This window comes from Pseudidiomarina woesei, from assembly GCF_001418345.1.
Taxonomy (GTDB): Bacteria; Pseudomonadota; Gammaproteobacteria; order Enterobacterales; family Alteromonadaceae; genus Pseudidiomarina; species Pseudidiomarina woesei.
This window is the reverse complement of the sequence record NZ_LIPW01000002.1, coordinates 17944-36327: the sequence shown is the minus strand read 5'-3', so window position 1 is coordinate 36327 and position 18384 is coordinate 17944. Positions and strand designations below refer to the sequence as shown.

Below are 18384 nucleotides of genomic sequence, written 5' to 3'. Positions count from 1 at the left end.
AATGCCTGCAAACAATTATCCGTGCGGCGCTAACAGATCCGATAGCGGCCAACGTGGGTAGGTTTTAATCTGAATATCGGTTGTTTCCCCAGCAACTAAACGCTGCGCGCCAGCAAACGCAATCATTGCTCCGTTATCGGTACAAAATTCAGGCCGTGGAAAATATGCTTGTCCACCAATGCCTTGAGTAAATTCCGTTAGCTGAGCTCGTAAATGTTTATTAGCGCTCACTCCGCCAGCCACGACCAATCGCTTTAAACCCGTTTGTTCAAGCGCTCGGCGACACTTTATAACTAAGGTATCTACAACAGCATCTTGAAATGCTCGGGCAATATCGGCAAGAGCTTGCGCTGAGCCGTCCGAGCTAGAAATAGTGTTCGCCGCAAAGGTCTTCAGCCCGCTAAATGAGAAATCTAAGCCTGGTCGGTCTGTCATTGGTCGCGGAAACTGATGCGTACTCTCATTTCCCTTCTCAGCCATAGCAGCCAAGCGTGGACCACCGGGGTAATCTAGCCCCATTAACTTAGCGGTTTTATCGAAGGCTTCGCCGGCCGCATCGTCCACCGATTCACCTAATAACTGGTAACGGCCAATACCATCAACACGCACTAACTGAGTGTGCCCGCCCGACACTAATAACGCGACGAAAGGAAACTCGGGGGGATTCTCCTCAAGCATTGGCGCCAACAAATGGCCTTCCATGTGGTGCACGGCAATTGCTGGTACGTTCCAACCGAACGCTAAACTGCGCCCAATACATGAACCGACGAGCAAAGCACCAACTAAACCGGGGCCTGCCGTATAGGCAACGCCGTCAATATCTTGCGCGGTTAATTGCGCCTGCTTTAGCGCTGCTTGAATAAGCGGCAGGGTTTTAAGCACATGGTCGCGCGATGCCAGCTCCGGCACAACACCACCATAATCCGCATGGAGTTTAACTTGTGAATAAAGCTGATGTGCCAATAACCCCTGCTCGGTATCATAAATCGCGATACCCGTTTCATCACAGGATGTTTCAATTCCTAGCACACGCATGATAACTCTCTCACTTTGGGACGAAAAAACGGCGCACAGTTTAGCTTAGTTTTTACCTAAAGTCAGTCGAGATCGACAGTGACACCTTGCAGCGCGCTATCGTCGTCATTAGCGTTACTATCACCACTTAGTTTAATGCGTAAGCGCAGGTCATTTGGAGCATCAGCATGGCGCAATGCTTCTTCGTAACTAATGCGCCCAGCTTTGTACAAATCAAACAACGCTTGGTCAAATGTTTGCATGCCAAGCTCGCGAGACTTCGCCATAATTTCTTTAATTTCGCCCATATCATTGGTGGCAATTTTCTCGGCCACAATTGGGCTATTCAGCAAAATTTCAATTGCCGCAGCACGCCCGCCATCAATAGTGGGTACTAACTGCTGTGCAACAATGCCGCGTAAGTTTAGCGACAAATCAAACATGAGTTTGCCAATTTTCTCTTTCGGTACCATATGCATAATGCGTTCAATCGCTTGGTTGGCGTTGTTCGCGTGCAGCGTCGCCACACACAAATGGCCAGTTTCAGCGAAAGTTAGCGCATACTCCATAGTTTCTTGCGAGCGAATTTCACCCACTAGAATAACGTCTGGTGCTTGGCGCAATGAGCTTTTCAATGCCGCCTCAAAAGATTCAGTGTCGGCCCCTACTTCGCGTTGCGTAATCATTGATTTTGCATGCTCGTGGACAAATTCAACGGGGTCTTCAATGGTTAAAATGTGGCCCTTAGAGTTCTGATTACGATAACCAATAAGCGCAGCCAACGTTGTTGATTTACCAGTACCGGTACCACCAACAACTAACATCAATCCACGCTTATTCATGATCAGCTTGGTCAACACTTCAGGTAACTTTAACTCTTCTACAGTGGGTATTTGGGTGACAATGCGACGCACCACCATACCGGCGCGCTGACGTTGCCAAAATGCACTAACCCGAAAGCGCCCTATACCTTCACGAAAAATTGCAAAATTAGCTTCTTTTTCGTCCATAAATTCTTTGAGGTGTTTGTCACCTAAAGCTTCTTTCACAATAGCCAGCGCTGCGTTGTCACTAAGCTTTTGTTCGGTTAACGGGGTCAGCTCACCATTAATTTTGGCGCTTGGTGGTAGCCCTGCAGAAATAAATAAATCTGAACTGTTCCGCTCAACCATTATTTTCAGTAGCTTATCTAACACCATAATTAGAAGGAATCCTTATTGGCAGCTTTGGCTTTGGCATCGGCACGCCCAACCAAACCTTGGTTTAATAAGTTCTGTAAGCATTGATCAAGGGTTTGCATACCATGCGCAGCCCCAGTTTGAATTGACGAATACATTTGCGCAATTTTGTCTTCGCGAATCAAGTTTTTAATCGCTGATGTGGCGATCATAATTTCATGAGCCGCAACCCGTCCGCCGCCTACTTTCTTCAACAGCGTTTGTGATATGACGGCGCGCAGCGATTCTGACAGCATTGAGCGAATCATTGGCTTCTCATCACCAGGAAATACATCCACAATACGGTCAATGGTTTTCGGTGCTGAAGTGGTGTGCAAAGTACCAAACACCAAGTGACCTGTTTCCGCTGCAGTCATCGCTAAGCGAATGGTTTCTAGGTCACGCATCTCACCCACTAGAATAACATCAGGGTCTTCCCGCAGAGCCGAGCGTAGCGCGTTACTAAAGCTGTGGGTATCGCGGTGTACTTCCCGTTGGTTGATTAAGCTGCGCTTATTTTTGTGTACAAATTCTATCGGATCTTCGATGGTTAAAATGTGATGATGCTTACTTTCATTAATATAGTCGATCATCGCCGCCAAGGTTGTTGACTTACCCGAACCCGTTGGCCCGGTAACCAAAACTAGGCCACGCGGATTTTCTGAAATGGTTTTAAAAATTTCCGGTGCCCCTAACTGCTCAAGTGTTAACACTTCACTCGGGATAGTACGGAATACTGCGCCGGCACCGCGGTTTTGCACAAAGGCGTTAACCCGGAAACGTGCCAAGTCAGGTACTTCAAATGAAAAATCGCACTCTAAATTTTGTTCGTATTCTTTGCGTTGGCGATCGTTCATAATGTCGTAAACAAGTTCTTGCACCTGCTTATGGCTCAGCGCTGGGATATTTATTTTACGAACGTCACCGTCTACCCGTATCATAGGAGGCGAGTCTGCTGATAAATGTAAGTCTGATGATTTATGCTTAACAGCAAAACTGAGTAACTCAGTGATATCCATGTAACAGCCTCTTGTAAGTGAGTTATTTCATTGATGAATAGCATAGCTGAACGCATAAAAGAAGTCCGTAGTAAAATTACTGAGGTAGCAAATGCTCACCAAATGCCTTCCGAAAGCGTACAATTGATTGCCGTTAGCAAGACTAAACCTGCGACAGATATTGTTGCTGCTTACACTGCTGGACAGCGTGATTTTGGTGAAAACTATGTACAAGAAGCAATTGCAAAGATTGTGCAAGTTTCAGCAGCGTTGCCTAACAACGACATTTGTTGGCATTTTATTGGTCCAATTCAGTCAAATAAAACCCGCGATATCGCAACACATTTTACTTGGGTGCATAGCGTTGACCGCGCAAAAACTGCAACCCGCCTTGCGCACCAGCGGCCTTCCGACATGCCTCCGCTAAATGTGCTCATTCAAGTCAATATTGACGACGAGCAATCAAAAGCCGGGGTGCAACCGCAACAGGTGATGGAGTTGGCTGCACTTATAAGTGAACTGCCGCAGTTAACCCTACGCGGTTTAATGACCATTCCAACCGCTCATGTGCAGGCCGCGAACAGCGCGCCAAGCTTTGCTGCTATGCAACGGTTGTTTTCTGAGTTACAAGCCCAATATAAACAGGTAGATACTTTATCCATGGGTATGAGTAATGATTGGCCAATTGCGGTGGCACACGGTGCCACCATGGTGCGCATTGGTACCGCCATATTTGGCAGCCGTACTGCGCCTTAAGCGCCAATTGCAACAACTAGCCCAAAAAACAAAAAAACAGGAGAAGCAACATGACAACATCGCCTCGTAAAATAGCATTTATTGGTGCAGGCAATATGACCCAAAGTATTGTTGGAGGCATGGTGAAAAGTGGCTACCCTAGCGAGCTCATATACGTGAGCAATCCAAGCCAACCTAAACTTGATAAGCTAAGCAGTGAATTACTCGTACATACCAGCCATAACAACGCTGAAGTAGCAGCTACTGCGGATGTCATTGTACTATCAGTAAAGCCGCAACTTATGGCGGATGTCTGCGCCGCGCTGCGTGCAGAAGTACCAAACCTTGCAGATAAATTAATTGTAACTATTGCTGCTGGCATTCGCATTGAGAAATATCGCCAATACCTCGGTGACGACATTCGCATGATTCGCGTCATGCCAAACACCCCTTCTTTAGTAGGTAAAGGCATGTCTGGCTTGGTCGCTGATGACCGCGTTAGTGAAGACGACCGCTCGTACATTACCGAAGCCTTTGACGGTGTTGGCGCAACTTTATGGGTCGCGAACGAAGACGAGCTTGATATTCTAGGTGCCGTAGCCGGTAGTGGCCCAGCCTACTTCTTTGAATTTATGGCCAGCTTGCAAAAAGCCGCAACAGCACTAGGCTTTGATCGTGAAAAAGCACGTCAAATGGTTCAACAAACCGCACTCGGTGCAGCTGAAATGGCCATTGCTAGCGAACTTGAATTAGAAGATTTACGTAAGCAGGTAACCAGTAAAGGTGGTTCTACTGCCAAGGGCATTGAGGTTTACCAGGGCGCCGATATCGACGATATTTCGGCAAACGCTGTGAAAGCGGCAGTGCAGCGTAACCAAGAAATGGCCAAACTATTTTAAACTCACAAGTTAGAGACCTCTGATGGATGCTTTAAATTTTCTCATTGAAATTGCTTTCGACTTATTTTTGATCACCGTGTTGCTGCGCATATGGTTGCAGGCCTCGCGCGCTGATTTTTACAACCCTATGAGTCAATTCGTGGTGAAGGTCACCAACCCTCTGATACTGCCTTTGCGTCGTATATTACCGACCCTTGGCCATTGGGATTTGGCATCCATCGTGCTTGCTTATGTGGTCGGCATTGGCAAAATTATCGCCTTATCGAGTTTAACCGCTGGCATGCTACCCATGGTGAGCGACATCATCATTATGGGGTTAGCGGTGGTGCTATTTCAGTTCCTTTCGTTGCTATTCTGGATAACGATCATTCGCGCCATTATGAGTTGGTTTAATACTGGCTATCACCCAATGACTGCGTTAATGGCTCAGCTAACAGAGCCATTTTTAGCGCCCATTCGTCGTCTTATTCCGCCGATTGGTGGGCTAGATTTGTCAGTTTTAGTGCTGATTGTAGCTATTCAGTTTGCCCGCATTCTCCTTAATAACTTATTTAGCATGGGTATGGGGCTCTAAGCGAGGTTTACATGAAAAATCTGATGCTATTAGGTTTTATTGTTTTGACGTTTGCTACTGCAGGTTTTGCGCCCTCTAGTTATGCCGAACAAAGCAAGCGGTTAGGCTCATGGGAAGTACATTATAATGCGTTTAATTCAACGCTATTGCGAGCCGAGATGGCCTCACAATATGGGCTTTCGCGTAGTGAAACTTTAGCAACATTAAATATTTCTGTGCTTGACGCAACCCTTCCAAACAAGCCGGCTCAGCGCGTTGAAGTAAGTGGATATGTCATGAATCCATTAAGCCAACAAACTCGTCTAGACTTTAAAGAAGTCGTAGAAGGCGACGCTGTTTATTACTTAACGCAAACACGCTTTACTAATCTAGAAACTTTGCGCTTTTTTATTACTATTAAGCAAGGCAACGAAAGCCATGAACTGCGCTTTCACAAAGAATTTTGGGCCAATTAATGTGGCCCTAATTTTTGTTTTATTTGCCAGAACCTGACATTAACTTAATACCCACTTGCTGAATGAAGCCATCATCAGTAACTTCGCGCGCGGTCAAGCGCACTGTGCCCAGTTGCAAATGGTCGCCCACCACGACTCGGCGATGGAATTTTTGCGTAAAGTAATCATTTAAGGTTAGCGCTTGAATGCTTTCCTCCAATTCGCCTAAGGTATAAAAACTAGCGACCTCTGCTAGGGTTAAGTCACCTCGCAAACTGAAGTCACCAAAGAACTCGCTTGATTGAAGTTCAGTTGTTTTGCCACCTGCGGCCAGCACCTTGCTAATAGCATCAACATGCTCAACTTTGGCCACTACCAAAGCAGTATCGCCCTCACAAAGCTGTGGTTGTTGGTTGGGCAATAACCACTCACCGTTACGAATAACGCCCAAGAATTCGGCCGGTACATCGAGACGTAGCTCTAGCCAATAGTGATCACAAGCAGGAGAGCGTTCAGTCACTTGATAGGCCCATAACTCCATAGGGTCTTTACTACCAACTCGGTCAAGCGGCATACGTCGGTCGGGCTCCGCCGGAGCTGGAATTTCCAAACCAAGCCAACGGGCCATGGGAGCCAATGACCAACCTTGCACAATCAGTGAAACCATAACCACCATGAACGCTATATCAAAATATAACTCTTGATTAGGTAACCCTGTTAGCCATGGATACAGGGCAAGAATTATCGGTACCGCTCCGCGCAATCCTACCCAACCTACGAATACTTGTTCTTTCCACGGGAACGAAAACGGTGCCAAACTAATTAACACCGCTAGTGGACGCGCAACAAATATCATCATCACAGCGACCGATAATGACAAGGCCCAGTGCTGCATCAAGTGTGACGGCGTGACTAATAGCCCAAGAATTAAGAACATCATGATTTGGCTTAGCCATGCTAAACCGTCTTGTACCTGCAAAATATGTGGCAGTTGTGGCAAGCGTGAGTTACCAATTTTATAACCCATTAAATACACGGCCAAATAGCCACTGCCGCCAATAGCACTGGCTAACGCAAAAATTACCACCGCAGTAGCTGCAGCTAACAAAGGGAAAAATGAAAACTGCACGGTTATTTTTTGGGCCATCCATACGAAGAAACGACCGCCAACCCAACCGGCAAGATAACCAATAGCAAGTTGCTGCAGCACATCTACAGTCATCCACCCCCAAGAAAAGCTATCCGCTGCAGCAATCATCGAGGTTAATGTCATGGTGAGAATAATGGCCATCGGGTCATTCGTGCCCGATTCGATTTCCAGCGTTGAGGCTACACGTTGTTTAATACGTAAATTCTGCGATTGAAATATACCAAATACTGCAGCAGCATCTGTCGAACTCAAAATCGCACCAATAAGCAACGCAGTCGGCCATGGCAAGTCGAAAAACCAAACCACTCCAGCCGCAGTCAAAGCACAAGTGAGAGCAACACCAATAGTCGCTAAGCTTATTGCAGGCCATAAAGCTACCCGAAAGCGTTCCTTATGAGTGCGCATGCCGCCATCAAACAAAATAATGACCAGCGCCAATGAGCCAATGAAAAATGCCAGTTCAGGGTTACTGAACTGAATACCCAATACGCCTTCTTCGCCAGCCAGCATGCCAACCACTAAAAAGGTTAGTAATAAAGGGGCGCCCAAACGGTTTGAAACTACTGCAGCTAATATACTGATCAGTAGTAACGACCCCATTAAAAGCATTATTCCATTGATACTCGCCAACTATTTATCTCCTTGGTGACTCGGCGTTACGCCCGTATAATAGCAGCCAATGATGAAACATTGGTGACTAATTTCATGCAAGAACTCGTACTCGCTACCGGCAACAAAGGTAAAGTAATTGAACTTGAAGGTTTACTTCAACCATTTGGATGGCATGTTCGGGCACAGTCTGAATGGCAGTTCGAAGAGGCCGAAGAAACCGGCCTAACCTTTATCGAAAATGCCATAATCAAAGCTCGCCATGCAGCAGCGCATACCGGTTTACCTGCTTTAGCAGATGATTCTGGGCTAGCAGTTGATGCTCTCCAAGGTGCACCGGGTATTTATTCTGCGCGCTATGCAGGCCCTCAATGCAGCGACCAAGACAATATCGCAAAGCTGCTCGACGCAATGAAGACTATTCCAACTGAGCAACGCCAGGCGAGTTTTCACTGCGTTTTGGTTTACCTAACGCATGCGCAAGATCCAACCCCAATTGTTTGCCATGGACAATGGCGCGGACAAATCACCGAACAGTCAGCAGGCGAAGGTGGCTTTGGTTATGATCCTATTTTTTGGGTACCCAGCGAGCATTGTACTGCGGCGCAGTTGTCGGCAGATCAAAAACGCCAGCTAAGTCATCGCGGTCAAGCTTTACGTGGTCTGGTACAACAACTACAATTGCGTGCCCCTAAATGATCATGCAACAGCCACCGTTATCGCTCTATGTACATATACCTTGGTGTATTCAAAAATGCCCTTATTGCGATTTTAATTCGCACGCTCTCAAGCATGACATACCCGAGCAAGAATATGTGGCGCGATTATTAGACGACCTCCGTACAGATAAGAGTTGGGCCCAACAGCGACCATTAAGTAGCATCTTTATCGGTGGCGGTACGCCTAGCTTATTTAGCGCAGATGCGATTACTGCGTTATTACGTGGAATAGAAAATATTGTACCACTAACGCCTGAGTGCGAAATTACCCTTGAAGCAAACCCCGGCACTTTTGAAACCGAACGTTTTGCTGGATTTGTTAAGGCCGGTGTAAATCGACTGTCTATTGGAGTTCAAAGCCTACAAGCTGAACAGTTGCAAAGTTTAGGTCGTATTCATGACCCTGAACAAGCTCGTACAGCTGCCGCTCACGCTGCTACGCTTGGTCTGCGTAGCTTTAATCTTGATTTGATGCATGGGCTACCCGATCAGTCGGTCGAGCAAGCCATGGCCGATTTAGACGGAATTATTGCTCTTAACCCACCGCATATTTCTTGGTATCAATTAACTATTGAGCCGAATACCGCATTTGCCAGCCGACCACCGCAATTACCCGAAGATGAATCGCTATGGGACATTCAAGAACGTGGCCACGAAAAGCTAATAGCGGCAGGCTATGAACAATACGAAGTAAGTGCTTACGCCAAACCTGGCCATCAAAGTGCGCATAACCGTAATTACTGGACCTTTGGTGATTATTTAGGCATTGGCTGCGGCGCTCATAGTAAAATAACCTTACCCGCTGAGCAGCGCATTCTGCGGTGTGAGAAAATTAAACACCCGCAGGGCTATTTGGACCTAACTCGACCGCTTCGGTATCGCACTTGGGATGTCGCGGCGAACGAGTTACCGTTCGAATTTTTCATGAACTATTTACGCCTTTTTGAAACGGTTCCTAAAGTAGCTTTTGAGCAACTCACGGGAATTTCAAGCTCACATGCTTCGGGTTTATTAGCTGCGGCCAAACAAAAAGGGTTAATCGAAGAAAGCGACACCCATTGGCGCACTACGGCGCTTGGGCGTCGTTATTTGAATTCTATACTCGATACCTTGCTTGATTAAGCTTAAGCGATGCGCTCAAATTTAAGGTCCCACACGCCATGTCCTAGGCGCTCTCCACGCTGTTCGAACTTGGTTAGTGGACGCTCTTGGGGCCGCGGAATATAGGTATTGTCGGCAGCAAGATTACGCCAATTGGGCGCTGCACTCATTACTTCCAGCATATGCTCGGCATAGTTTTCCCAGTCTGTTGCTAAGTGCAAAACACCACCAATCGCTAGCTTTTTACGCAAAGCTTCAACAAACTCAGGTTGAATGAGTCGGCGTTTGTGGTGGCGTTTCTTATGCCATGGGTCTGGAAAAAACACCTGTACTGTCGCCAAACTATTATCGGCAATACAGTCGTGTAGCACTTCCACTGCGTCATGTTCATATACACGCAAATTAGTTAACTTTGCTTCTTCCGCATCCATTAGGCACGCACCAACGCCTGGGCGATGAACTTCAATACCAATAAAGTTTTTTTCAGGTGCAGCTTGAGCCATAGCTACTAGCGATTTGCCCATGCCAAAACCAATTTCAAGCACAGTTGGAGCTTGTCGGCCAAATACAGTCTCAAGATCAACAAAACCTTGCTCGTGAGTTAAGCCCATACGTGGCCAAGTACGTTCTAACGCAGCAGCTTGGCCTTTAGTAAGGCGCCCTTCTCGCTTCACAAAACTACGTATTTTGCGAATGTATTTCCCTTCGGCTTGGGCTTTTTCTAGATTGTCCGAACTCATGCGGCCTCTGTGCGTTATTTAAATAGATTATGAATTTAGGTTGCGGCGCTCATTATGCAAAAAGGCGCGCCAAACGCAAGTTTGGCACGCCTTTATTCACTGTCTTTTTATTCGACGTTAACTACCGAATAAACTTAGTTTTCGATAGGTACACGCTTAGTAACCGACATGACGGCTTCAATGCGACGGTTCTTCGCGCGGTTCTCTGACGAGTTATTTGGGTACTTAGGACGGCTCTCACCGTAACCAACAGTACTCACACGCTCCGCAGCAATACCGAAGTCGTTAATCAAGCTGTCACCAACTGACTTAGCACGGCGATCAGACAGTTGCTGGTTATATGTTGCAGCACCAGTGTCGTCGGTATGACCTTCGATAACGATATCTAACTGTGGATATTCACGTAAGAACTCGGCAGTTTCGCGAATATCTGACTTTTGATCAGCAGAAATTTCAGCTGAGTTCAAACCAAAGGTTACAACAAGTTCACGAGTCACTGTTTCGTTGGCATACATAACACAACCATCAGCGTCCACTTTGTAGCCTAGCTGCGTGTTCGGACACTTATCTTTATCGTCCATAACGCCATCACCATCTGAGTCAACTGGCTCAGGCTTAGGTGGGGCTACTGGTGCCGGCGCAGGCTCTGGCTTGGTGTACGTAGGTTGCTGCGCACCACCAAAGTAGTAGCGTAAACCGGTCATGAACATAAACTCAGTCAAGTCGCCGTCGCTTTGTTGAACCGCACCTTCAATACTTAGAGCCCAGTTTTCATTCAAAAATTCTTTATAACCAGCACCAACACGCAAGAAGCGGTTGCTTACATCGCTAAACTCGGTTCCGTTGATACCAATTGAGCCATAAAATTTTGGCGTGAAGTTGTAAAGTAAATCAATACCCAACGCACTACCCGTTGAGGTTGAAGAGCCAGATGTTTCAAGATCACCGCGCAGGTAATCGTAGTACACTCGATATCCCCACTCTGGAGTGAATTGAAAACCAGCTTCAATACCGCCCATTGCCGAATCAAAGCCACCACCGAATGACTGAATGCGATTGTCTTCGATCACTCGACGATCAGAGTCCGTTCCAAACAAACCAATACGAGGTCCTACGTAAATACTACCGGGTTCGTTACCTGTTTTTGCCATACTTGGTGCGATAACAAGCGCAGAAAGTACCGCTGCTGATACAATAGATAACCGTTTCATGAGATGCTCCTTATATTTTCTCATTGTCGGATTCAAGGTGTAATGCTTGAAACTTTTACATAGTATAGATCAAATACAAAAAAAATTCCTGTATCCATACTACTTTACAGTTTATTTTCAATTTTTTTAACAACCTACTTACGAAATTGTCATGACACAGAAAAACAACGCAAATTCGCCTATTCCATTGGCACCAAATAAGTTCGCCAAGCGAGTGATTAGCTGGCAGCGTCAACACGGTCGTCATGACTTACCTTGGCAACAACTCAATCACCCCTACCATGTGTTAGTTAGTGAGTTGATGTTACAACAGACACAAGTCAGCACCGTTATTCCATATTTTCACAACTGGATTGCTAAATTCCCAGATTTCAATACGTTAGCAAACGCCGAAGAAGATCAAGTGTTGAGTGCTTGGCAAGGCCTTGGCTATTATTCGCGAGCGCGAAATCTGCATCGCGCAGCGCAATATGTTGTCGCTGAGTGTAACGGGCAGCTTCCTGACTTGCCAGAGTTGTTGCGCGAGGTGCCCGGCGTTGGTCCCTATACAGCCGGTGCAATCACCGCATTTGCATTCGACAAGCCAGCAGCCATTGTGGATGGTAATGTGAAACGTTTATTTGCTCGCTACTTTGGCATCGTCGGAGATTTAACCACAACAAGTATAAATAGACAGCTATGGCAATTAGCTGAAAACTATACCCCAAACCATAGCAACCGCTCTTATGCTCAAGGCCTTTTAGATTTAGGGGCGACCATTTGTAAACCGCGTCAGCCAAACTGTGACGAATGTCCACTACAAGAAACATGCAATGCTTTAGCGACAAACAGAGTAGACACATTGCCAACTGCAAAGCGAAAAAAGCAGATACCAACCAAGCAAGGCTATTTTTTGTTTTCGTTAACTAATGCCGGCTTGTTGCTTGAACAACGTCCAGGTGATGGCATTTGGCCGCGCCTTTGGAGCTTTCCCGAATTAAAAAAAGCGTCTGGCATTTTTGCTGAACATGGCTCATTCAAACATGTTTTTTCCCATTATCGGCTTAAGGCTCTGGTATATAGTGCAAGCTCAGAAAGTAAGGCCGAACGCCTACATCACACATCGCTAAAACGTATTGCGCTCGAAGATCTTGATCAAGTTGGATTACCAGCGCCAATTCGTAAATATCTTGATACACAATTACAGCTGTTGCGCAATTCGTAATGGTAATGAATTTGCAATGCTGTCTTCATGCGCCGTAAAATGGCAGCCTCGAAGCTTCTAGACATGAGGTCATCATGAGTCGTACCGTATATTGTGAGTATTTAAAAAAAGAGGCTGAGGGCCTTGATTTTCAGTTTTATCCTGGCGAATTAGGCGAGAAGATTTTTAATAACATTTCAAAAGAAGCATGGGCACAGTGGCAAAAGAAGCAGACTATGCTGATTAATGAAAAGCGTTTAAACCTAATGGACCCAACCGCCCGCAGTTTTCTTGAAGAGCAAATGAAAGCTTTCCTTTTTGAAGGAAAAGAGGTTGATATTGAAGGTTACACCCCTCCGAGTAAGTAATTAGTCCTCTAAACCCCGCCTCGCGGGGTTTTTTATACCTGCTATTCAGTAAAACTTCCGCAAAGAGTGTGCTTCATTCGTTATTTTTATCTGGTTTATATTCACCATATCTTCTGATTATCACGCGAACCTAGAGAAACACCGTAAAATTTGTTAGACTACATATGAATTTTTCAAGAGGGAGTAGTTATGGAGATGCCTTCCTGGCAGCGTGCTGTACTTAAAGTAGGCAGTGCGTTGATTGCGCCAGACGATACAGGAACGAGCAGTAAATACTTATTAGCGATCGCGCGTTTTATTATTGAATGTCGCGAACGCGGTCAAGAAATTGTCTTAGTTTCATCAGGCAGCGCTGCTGCCGGTCGCAAGCATATTGCTTACGAAGGTGAAACCATTCCCGTCACCGTCAAAAAAGCGATGGCTGCCGTGGGACAAAACGACATGATGGCTAATTGGTCACGGTTCTTCGACTTCTCATGCGCTCAAGTGTTGATGACCCATGGTGATTTGCGTGATCGCGCACGTTACGTGAGTGTTCGCAACACTTTAAAAACATTGTTAGAACACGATGTATTACCTGTGGTTAATGAAAACGACGCATTAGCAACAGATGAAATGAAAGTGGGTGACAATGACAACCTAGCGGCTATGGTGGCAACCCTAGTGGATGCCGATGCTCTGATTATCTGTTCAGACATCGATGGTTTGTTTGATGCTGATCCGCGAGTAAAACCTGATGCCAAAAAGATTTCTCAAGTTGATGAAATTACCGAAGAAATTTTTGCTTTAGCCGGCGGCACCACAAATAAAATCGCGACCGGCGGTATGCGTACAAAAATCGAGGCCGCCGAAAAAGCAACGTCGCATGGTATTGACACATACATCGTAAATGGCCGCAAGGGTGCAACGTTTGAGCACATGCTCCGTGGCAACAACCCCGGCACGCTGTTTAAGCGCCAGCAAGACCCTATGAGTAACAAGAAGCACTGGTTACGCCACACGCTTATTGCTCAAGGCGAGCTGGTTATTGATGACATAGCAGCCGACGCGTTAGGTAAAGGTGAAGCCCTAACCACCAGCGGTATTGTTGATATTCAAGGTGACTTTAATCGCGGCGACGCGGTGGTGATTCGCAGTGGCAGCAATGCCGAAGCGATTGGCAAAGGTATTTGCCAATACAGTTCGCACGAATTGATGCACATAAAGGGCCAAGAAGTAAGCGATATCGCAGAAGCTTATGGTTACAGCCCAATCACTGAAGTCATCGAAAGTAACGATTTAATGATTCTGGAGGACGAATGAGTACCCAGTTAGCAGAACAAATCTCAAAACGTGCAGCCGTAGCTGCGCGTGCAGTAGCAACCTTATCAGAAGCAAAAAAGAACCAGGTATTGCAGCGCATGGCCGATGCCATTCGCGCCGCTCAAGACGACATTCTGAAGGTTAACGAACAAGACATGATTGCTGGGCGTGAAAAAGGCCTGTCGGACGCCATGTTAGATCGTTTGCAGCTCAATGCTGAGCGAGTTGAAGGTATGGCGAGCGCTATAGAAGAAATCATTGAACTTGCTGACCCAGTCGGTGAGCGTAAAGCTTTTGAAACACGCCCTAACGGCATTCAAGTCGATAAAATGCGTATTCCGCTAGGCGTTATTTGCATGATTTACGAGGCGCGCCCGAATGTAACAGCAGACGCTGGTGCCTTATGTTTCAAATCTGGCAACGCTGTTATTTTACGTTGTGGCCGCGAAGCAATAGAAACCAGCAAAGCGATTGCTAAAGCATTGCACCAGGCGCTGCGTGACAGTGATTTACCTGAAGATGTGATCACCGTGGTTCCTTCACCTGACCGCGAGCTCATGAATGAGTTACTCAAACAGGACAAGTACATCGACTTGGTTATTCCTCGTGGCGGCGAAGGCTTGATTCACTTCGTCAGCGATAACAGTAAAATCCCTGTCATTCAGCACTATAAAGGTGTGTGCCACTTGTATGTCGACAAAGACGCTGATTTAGACAAAGCACTGAGTATTTTGCTTAATGGTAAAACCCAACGCACAGGCGTTTGCAACGCACTTGAAGGTTTACTGGTGCACCAAGACATTGCGGCAACGTTTTTACCTAAGGTAGCTAAGGCGCTGGCTGAAAAAAGTGTGGTTATTCACAGCGATGCTAAATCAGCTGGATACTTCGATAATGCCGACGTGATTGCGGACGATGCCTTTGGTGAAGAGTACTTGGCTCTTGAAATTGCCGTGCGTACCGTAGCTGATTTTGACCAAGCGCTTGATCACATTCATCAGTTTGGTAGCGGCCATACCGAGGTTATCGTTACCGAAAATAAAGATGCCGCAGAGCGATTCATTCGTGAAGTTGACTCAGCAGTAACCATGGCGAATGCGTCTTCACGCTTCAGTGATGGTGGACAACTGGGCTTAGGTGCTGAAATTGGCATTTCAACCAGTAAACTACACGCGTATGGCCCAATGGGCTTGCAAGCACTAACGACGGAGAAATTTGTCGTGACTGGCACAGGCCAAATTCGCGAGTAATGACATTTAGTTAGCGCGATACCCGCGCTCTAATAAAGGCCAATCGCGTGCTTCATCAAAATGAAAATCGCGGTTGGCTTCTTTGGCTTTATTTAGTTCTTTGTTTAATGAGCGCAATAAACGTTGCAAGTTAGCCTCGCGCCATTCTCCCGCCTGCTTGAATCCACATTTGTCGAAATCCACAATCCATATCGCACCATCTGCATCAAGCATAATATTGTGACAGTTTAGGTCGGAATGATATACGCCGGCATCGTGCAACTGGCGAATTGTTTTTCCAATATGGAACCATTCTTGTTCGTTTAATTGCTGCTGCTGCAAAACTTTAAATGTATCTTGTGCATTAGGTATTACTTCAACCAAAATATCAGCGCGATACCCCCACAAAGAGGCTTTCACGTGTCGAGCAGCAACCGGGCGTGGCACCGGTAATTTGAGTTCGCGCAGTTTTAGCAGCAACGAGAACTCTGCCATAGCACGGCTTTGAGGTATAGCTTCACGCTTAAAGCGATCTTTATTAAATTTACCAACTAAGCCACCACGATAGTAATGACGCAATAATAACCCGTGCGCGCCTGCATCAACAAAAAATGCAGTACTGCGGCCAGTCGCAGACCCTTTGACTTTATTTTGTTGTTGCCAATATTCGGGCTCAAAGAAGCTGCTCGGGCATTCAGCTAAAACATCTGGGTCGAACCAAATTGTGGTGTTTTTGTCTGGGTTCTCGGTTTTCATCATGAACATTGTCCTTTGCGCACTGTTATCTGGGGCCGTCAATACGGTTAAAATATCATCTAGCATGGCAGCGGTGGCGCCTTGGTCGTTTTTAAACTCTTGTTCGGCCTTGGTTGTGAGCGCTACAGCTAATTCACGCTGTGCCAAAAGCTGACGCCAAATATCTGCCAATTGCTGTGTATTTTCGGCAATACGAACCCCTTGGCATTGCTCAAGTCTTGCAAACAGTGATTCAAAATTAAATACATGCGGACCTGAAACTACGGGCGTTTTCGTAGCAATGGGCTCTAACGGATTATGCCCACCTCGTTCAATCAAACTTCCGCCCACAAAGGCAATGTCAGCAAGCGCATACCAGAGCATTAATTCACCCATAGTATCGGCAAGAAAAACCTGATGCTTTGGCAGTATTGCTTCTGCAAAACTGCGCCGCGTGTAACATAACTGTTCCTGCTCTATAAGCTGCGCAACGCTGTTGAAACGCTCCGGGTGACGCGGAACAATCATGAGAAGTGCGGTCGGGTAATCGTTTAAAATCTGCCTAAATGCATCCAGAATTTGTTCGTCTTCGCCTTGATGAGTGCTGGCCGCCAACAATATCGGACGTTTCAGCTTTTCACGCCATTGCGCAGCTTGTTCGAATGTCGATAACGGCACCTGAATATCATGTTTCAAGTTACCCCGAACAGCTAGTTTTTCTTGTGCAACCCCCAATTGCTTGAAGTTATCTGCACTAACCTGCGTTTGTGCGGCAATAAAGCTCACCTGTTGCCAAATTGGCCCAACCAACCACGCATATTTTTTATAGCCTTTAGCAGAGCGCTCAGACATTCGCGCGTTCACAAGCATCACGGGAATTTGACGCAAGGTTGCCTGCGCAAGCATGCATGGCCATAACTCAGTTTCTAAAATAATTATTATGCGTGGGTTAAATTTATTAAAAAATCGCCGCATTGCACCGGGCGTATCAATTGGCAAATAAGTGTGAAAAACCCGTTCACCAAAGAGCTTTTGTGCTAAATCAGATGCCGTGGGTGTCATTGAGGTAAGGGTTACTGGTAAATGCGGATAAGCAGCTAACACAGCCTCAATGAGGCCTCGCGCCGCTACTGTTTCACCCACCGAAACGCAATGAATAATAATGCCATCGCGCGCTTGTACTGGAACACGCTGCTTAGCTAAGCGCTCTGCCCACCGCTGACGGTAGGCAGGCGCCTTCGCCCCACGAAGCCACAGATAAACAAACACTAATGGCGTAGCAAGACGAATAAGCAGTCGGTACCAGAAGGTCATAAAAAACTTAGCGCCAGTACTCTTTAATCCACGTGGTTGGTAACACTTTGCGATACCATTTACCACTGCGCCCCGCCATTGCGTCGTCAGGATGCGGCCGCCCGTGGAAAATAATTACTTTCGCGCCTTCTGGAATACGCGGCTGTTGGAAGAAGCTTAACGGGAATGGACGTAAACAATGACGCTTGAAGCTACGACACCACTGTGCTGGCCAATATTTTAATTTGCCTTGGCGAGCAACGAACTGGGTAATAAACTCTTGTTCGTTGCGTACATCTTTGCGTGAGCCCACAGGGTCAGCCTTAAGGTGCTCAAGCGCATCAACATGGGCGCCAATGTTAAAGCGAAATACCGACGTATTGCCGGTCGCATCTGACTTGTCCCATTCTTTAATAACTAAGAAGTCACCTTCAGGCTCAAAGAACTCGTCCAAGCTACCAACAATAACGATATCAAGATCAAGGAATAACGTTTGCCCTTGCAAATCATACAAAGGGTCTGCAAAGCAGGTTAACTTCAACCAACCATGCGCAAATGTCCACGGCTTACGTTGGTCAAAATCTTCAAAACCAATTTCAGGAATTGGCTTCACTTCAACTTCGTCGCGAATGCCTTCGGCGTCATCTGTAAAACACACAAAGCGGTAAGGAATCGAAATATTACGGCTTACCATTGAGTACAAAGTGTTCACATAGTCAGAGCCGTATTTCTTGCCCCATTTAATACAAATAATATTTACTGGTTGCATGTGTATCCTACCTAGAAGGTTTATCTATCTAACGCTGCATAATGCCAAATTTTAGGTGATCTCGCCACGTGAAAACACGTAATTAGCTATTATAGCGGACAACT

At 46.3% G+C, this 18384-nt stretch carries 18 protein-coding genes; 10 read left to right on the top strand and 8 right to left on the bottom strand.

Annotated features, from left to right (window positions below; genetic code table 11):
* Positions 1-15: 15 nt before the first annotated feature.
* The 3 genes from tsaD to ASC40_RS04295 form a co-directional block, all read right to left on the bottom strand.
* Positions 16-1035 (bottom strand): tRNA (adenosine(37)-N6)-threonylcarbamoyltransferase complex transferase subunit TsaD, encoded by a 1020-nt coding sequence (gene tsaD / locus ASC40_RS04305; RefSeq protein ID WP_055438565.1) that lies wholly within the window; start codon positions 1033-1035, stop codon positions 16-18.
* A 62-nt stretch (positions 1036-1097) separates the two neighbouring features.
* Positions 1098-2213, bottom strand: coding sequence for a PilT/PilU family type 4a pilus ATPase (locus ASC40_RS04300; RefSeq protein WP_055438564.1), 1116 nt, complete (start codon positions 2211-2213; stop codon positions 1098-1100).
* Between the two features lie 2 nt (positions 2214-2215).
* Positions 2216-3250 (bottom strand): type IV pilus twitching motility protein PilT, encoded by a 1035-nt coding sequence (locus ASC40_RS04295; RefSeq protein WP_055438563.1) that lies wholly within the window; start codon positions 3248-3250, stop codon positions 2216-2218.
* Between the two features lie 33 nt (positions 3251-3283).
* Between ASC40_RS04295 and ASC40_RS04290 the strand changes: the two genes are divergently transcribed.
* Genes ASC40_RS04290 through ASC40_RS04275 form a run of 4 tightly spaced genes read left to right on the top strand, consistent with a single transcriptional unit; the run spans position 3284 to position 5892 of the window.
* Positions 3284-3985: a YggS family pyridoxal phosphate-dependent enzyme gene (locus tag ASC40_RS04290; protein WP_055438562.1), complete on the top strand. Its 702-nt coding sequence runs from the start codon at positions 3284-3286 to the stop codon at positions 3983-3985.
* Between the two features lie 50 nt (positions 3986-4035).
* On the top strand, positions 4036-4863 hold the full coding sequence (gene proC / locus ASC40_RS04285; protein WP_055438561.1) for a pyrroline-5-carboxylate reductase: 828 nt from the start codon (positions 4036-4038) through the stop codon (positions 4861-4863).
* A 22-nt stretch (positions 4864-4885) separates the two neighbouring features.
* Entirely contained in the window at positions 4886-5437 is a 552-nt protein-coding gene (locus ASC40_RS04280) for a YggT family protein (RefSeq protein WP_055438560.1), read from the top strand.
* An 11-nt stretch (positions 5438-5448) separates the two neighbouring features.
* Positions 5449-5892 (top strand): DUF4426 domain-containing protein, encoded by a 444-nt coding sequence (locus ASC40_RS04275; protein ID WP_072243375.1) that lies wholly within the window; start codon positions 5449-5451, stop codon positions 5890-5892.
* Positions 5893-5911: 19 nt separating this feature from the next.
* Here ASC40_RS04275 and ASC40_RS04270 read toward each other — a convergent pair whose 3' ends face one another.
* Entirely contained in the window at positions 5912-7651 is a 1740-nt protein-coding gene (locus tag ASC40_RS04270; RefSeq protein WP_055438559.1) for a potassium/proton antiporter, read from the bottom strand.
* Between the two features lie 75 nt (positions 7652-7726).
* On the opposite strand from ASC40_RS04270, the gene rdgB reads away from it, so the two are divergent.
* Positions 7727-8329, top strand: a complete 603-nt coding sequence (gene rdgB / locus ASC40_RS04265; protein ID WP_055438558.1) for an RdgB/HAM1 family non-canonical purine NTP pyrophosphatase — start codon at positions 7727-7729, stop codon at positions 8327-8329.
* The gene (hemW, locus tag ASC40_RS04260) at positions 8326-9471 is read left to right on the top strand and encodes a radical SAM family heme chaperone HemW (protein ID WP_211256858.1); all 1146 of its coding nucleotides are present in this window, start codon (positions 8326-8328) and stop codon (positions 9469-9471) included. Before rdgB ends, hemW begins: the two co-directional genes overlap by 4 nt.
* A 2-nt stretch (positions 9472-9473) precedes the next feature.
* Here hemW and trmB read toward each other — a convergent pair whose 3' ends face one another.
* Together trmB and ASC40_RS04250 are read right to left on the bottom strand one after the other, a co-directional pair.
* The gene (trmB, locus tag ASC40_RS04255; protein ID WP_055438557.1) at positions 9474-10190 is read right to left on the bottom strand and encodes a tRNA (guanosine(46)-N7)-methyltransferase TrmB; all 717 of its coding nucleotides are present in this window, start codon (positions 10188-10190) and stop codon (positions 9474-9476) included.
* A gap of 134 nt (positions 10191-10324) precedes the next feature.
* Positions 10325-11401: an OmpA family protein gene (locus tag ASC40_RS04250; RefSeq protein WP_055438556.1), complete on the bottom strand. Its 1077-nt coding sequence runs from the start codon at positions 11399-11401 to the stop codon at positions 10325-10327.
* Positions 11402-11552: 151 nt separating this feature from the next.
* Between ASC40_RS04250 and mutY the strand changes: the two genes are divergently transcribed.
* The 4 genes from mutY (at position 11553) to ASC40_RS04230 (ending at position 15504) form a co-directional block, all read left to right on the top strand.
* A complete protein-coding gene (gene mutY, locus ASC40_RS04245) occupies positions 11553-12605 on the top strand; it encodes an A/G-specific adenine glycosylase (RefSeq protein WP_055438555.1) in 1053 nt (350 codons plus the stop codon).
* Between the two features lie 74 nt (positions 12606-12679).
* Complete coding sequence (locus ASC40_RS04240) at positions 12680-12952, top strand: oxidative damage protection protein (protein WP_055438554.1); 273 nt, start codon at positions 12680-12682, stop codon at positions 12950-12952.
* A 189-nt stretch (positions 12953-13141) separates the two neighbouring features.
* The gene (proB, locus tag ASC40_RS04235; RefSeq protein ID WP_055438553.1) at positions 13142-14254 is read left to right on the top strand and encodes a glutamate 5-kinase; all 1113 of its coding nucleotides are present in this window, start codon (positions 13142-13144) and stop codon (positions 14252-14254) included.
* Positions 14251-15504: a glutamate-5-semialdehyde dehydrogenase gene (locus ASC40_RS04230; RefSeq protein ID WP_055438552.1), complete on the top strand. Its 1254-nt coding sequence runs from the start codon at positions 14251-14253 to the stop codon at positions 15502-15504. The genes proB and ASC40_RS04230 overlap by 4 nt, the downstream gene beginning before the upstream one ends.
* Before the next feature lie 6 nt (positions 15505-15510).
* Here ASC40_RS04230 and waaA read toward each other — a convergent pair whose 3' ends face one another.
* Positions 15511-17532: a lipid IV(A) 3-deoxy-D-manno-octulosonic acid transferase gene (gene waaA, locus ASC40_RS04225; RefSeq protein ID WP_055438551.1), complete on the bottom strand. Its 2022-nt coding sequence runs from the start codon at positions 17530-17532 to the stop codon at positions 15511-15513.
* Positions 17533-17539: 7 nt separating this feature from the next.
* Positions 17540-18280: a hypothetical protein gene (locus ASC40_RS04220; protein WP_055438550.1), complete on the bottom strand. Its 741-nt coding sequence runs from the start codon at positions 18278-18280 to the stop codon at positions 17540-17542.
* Positions 18281-18384 lie beyond the last annotated feature (104 nt).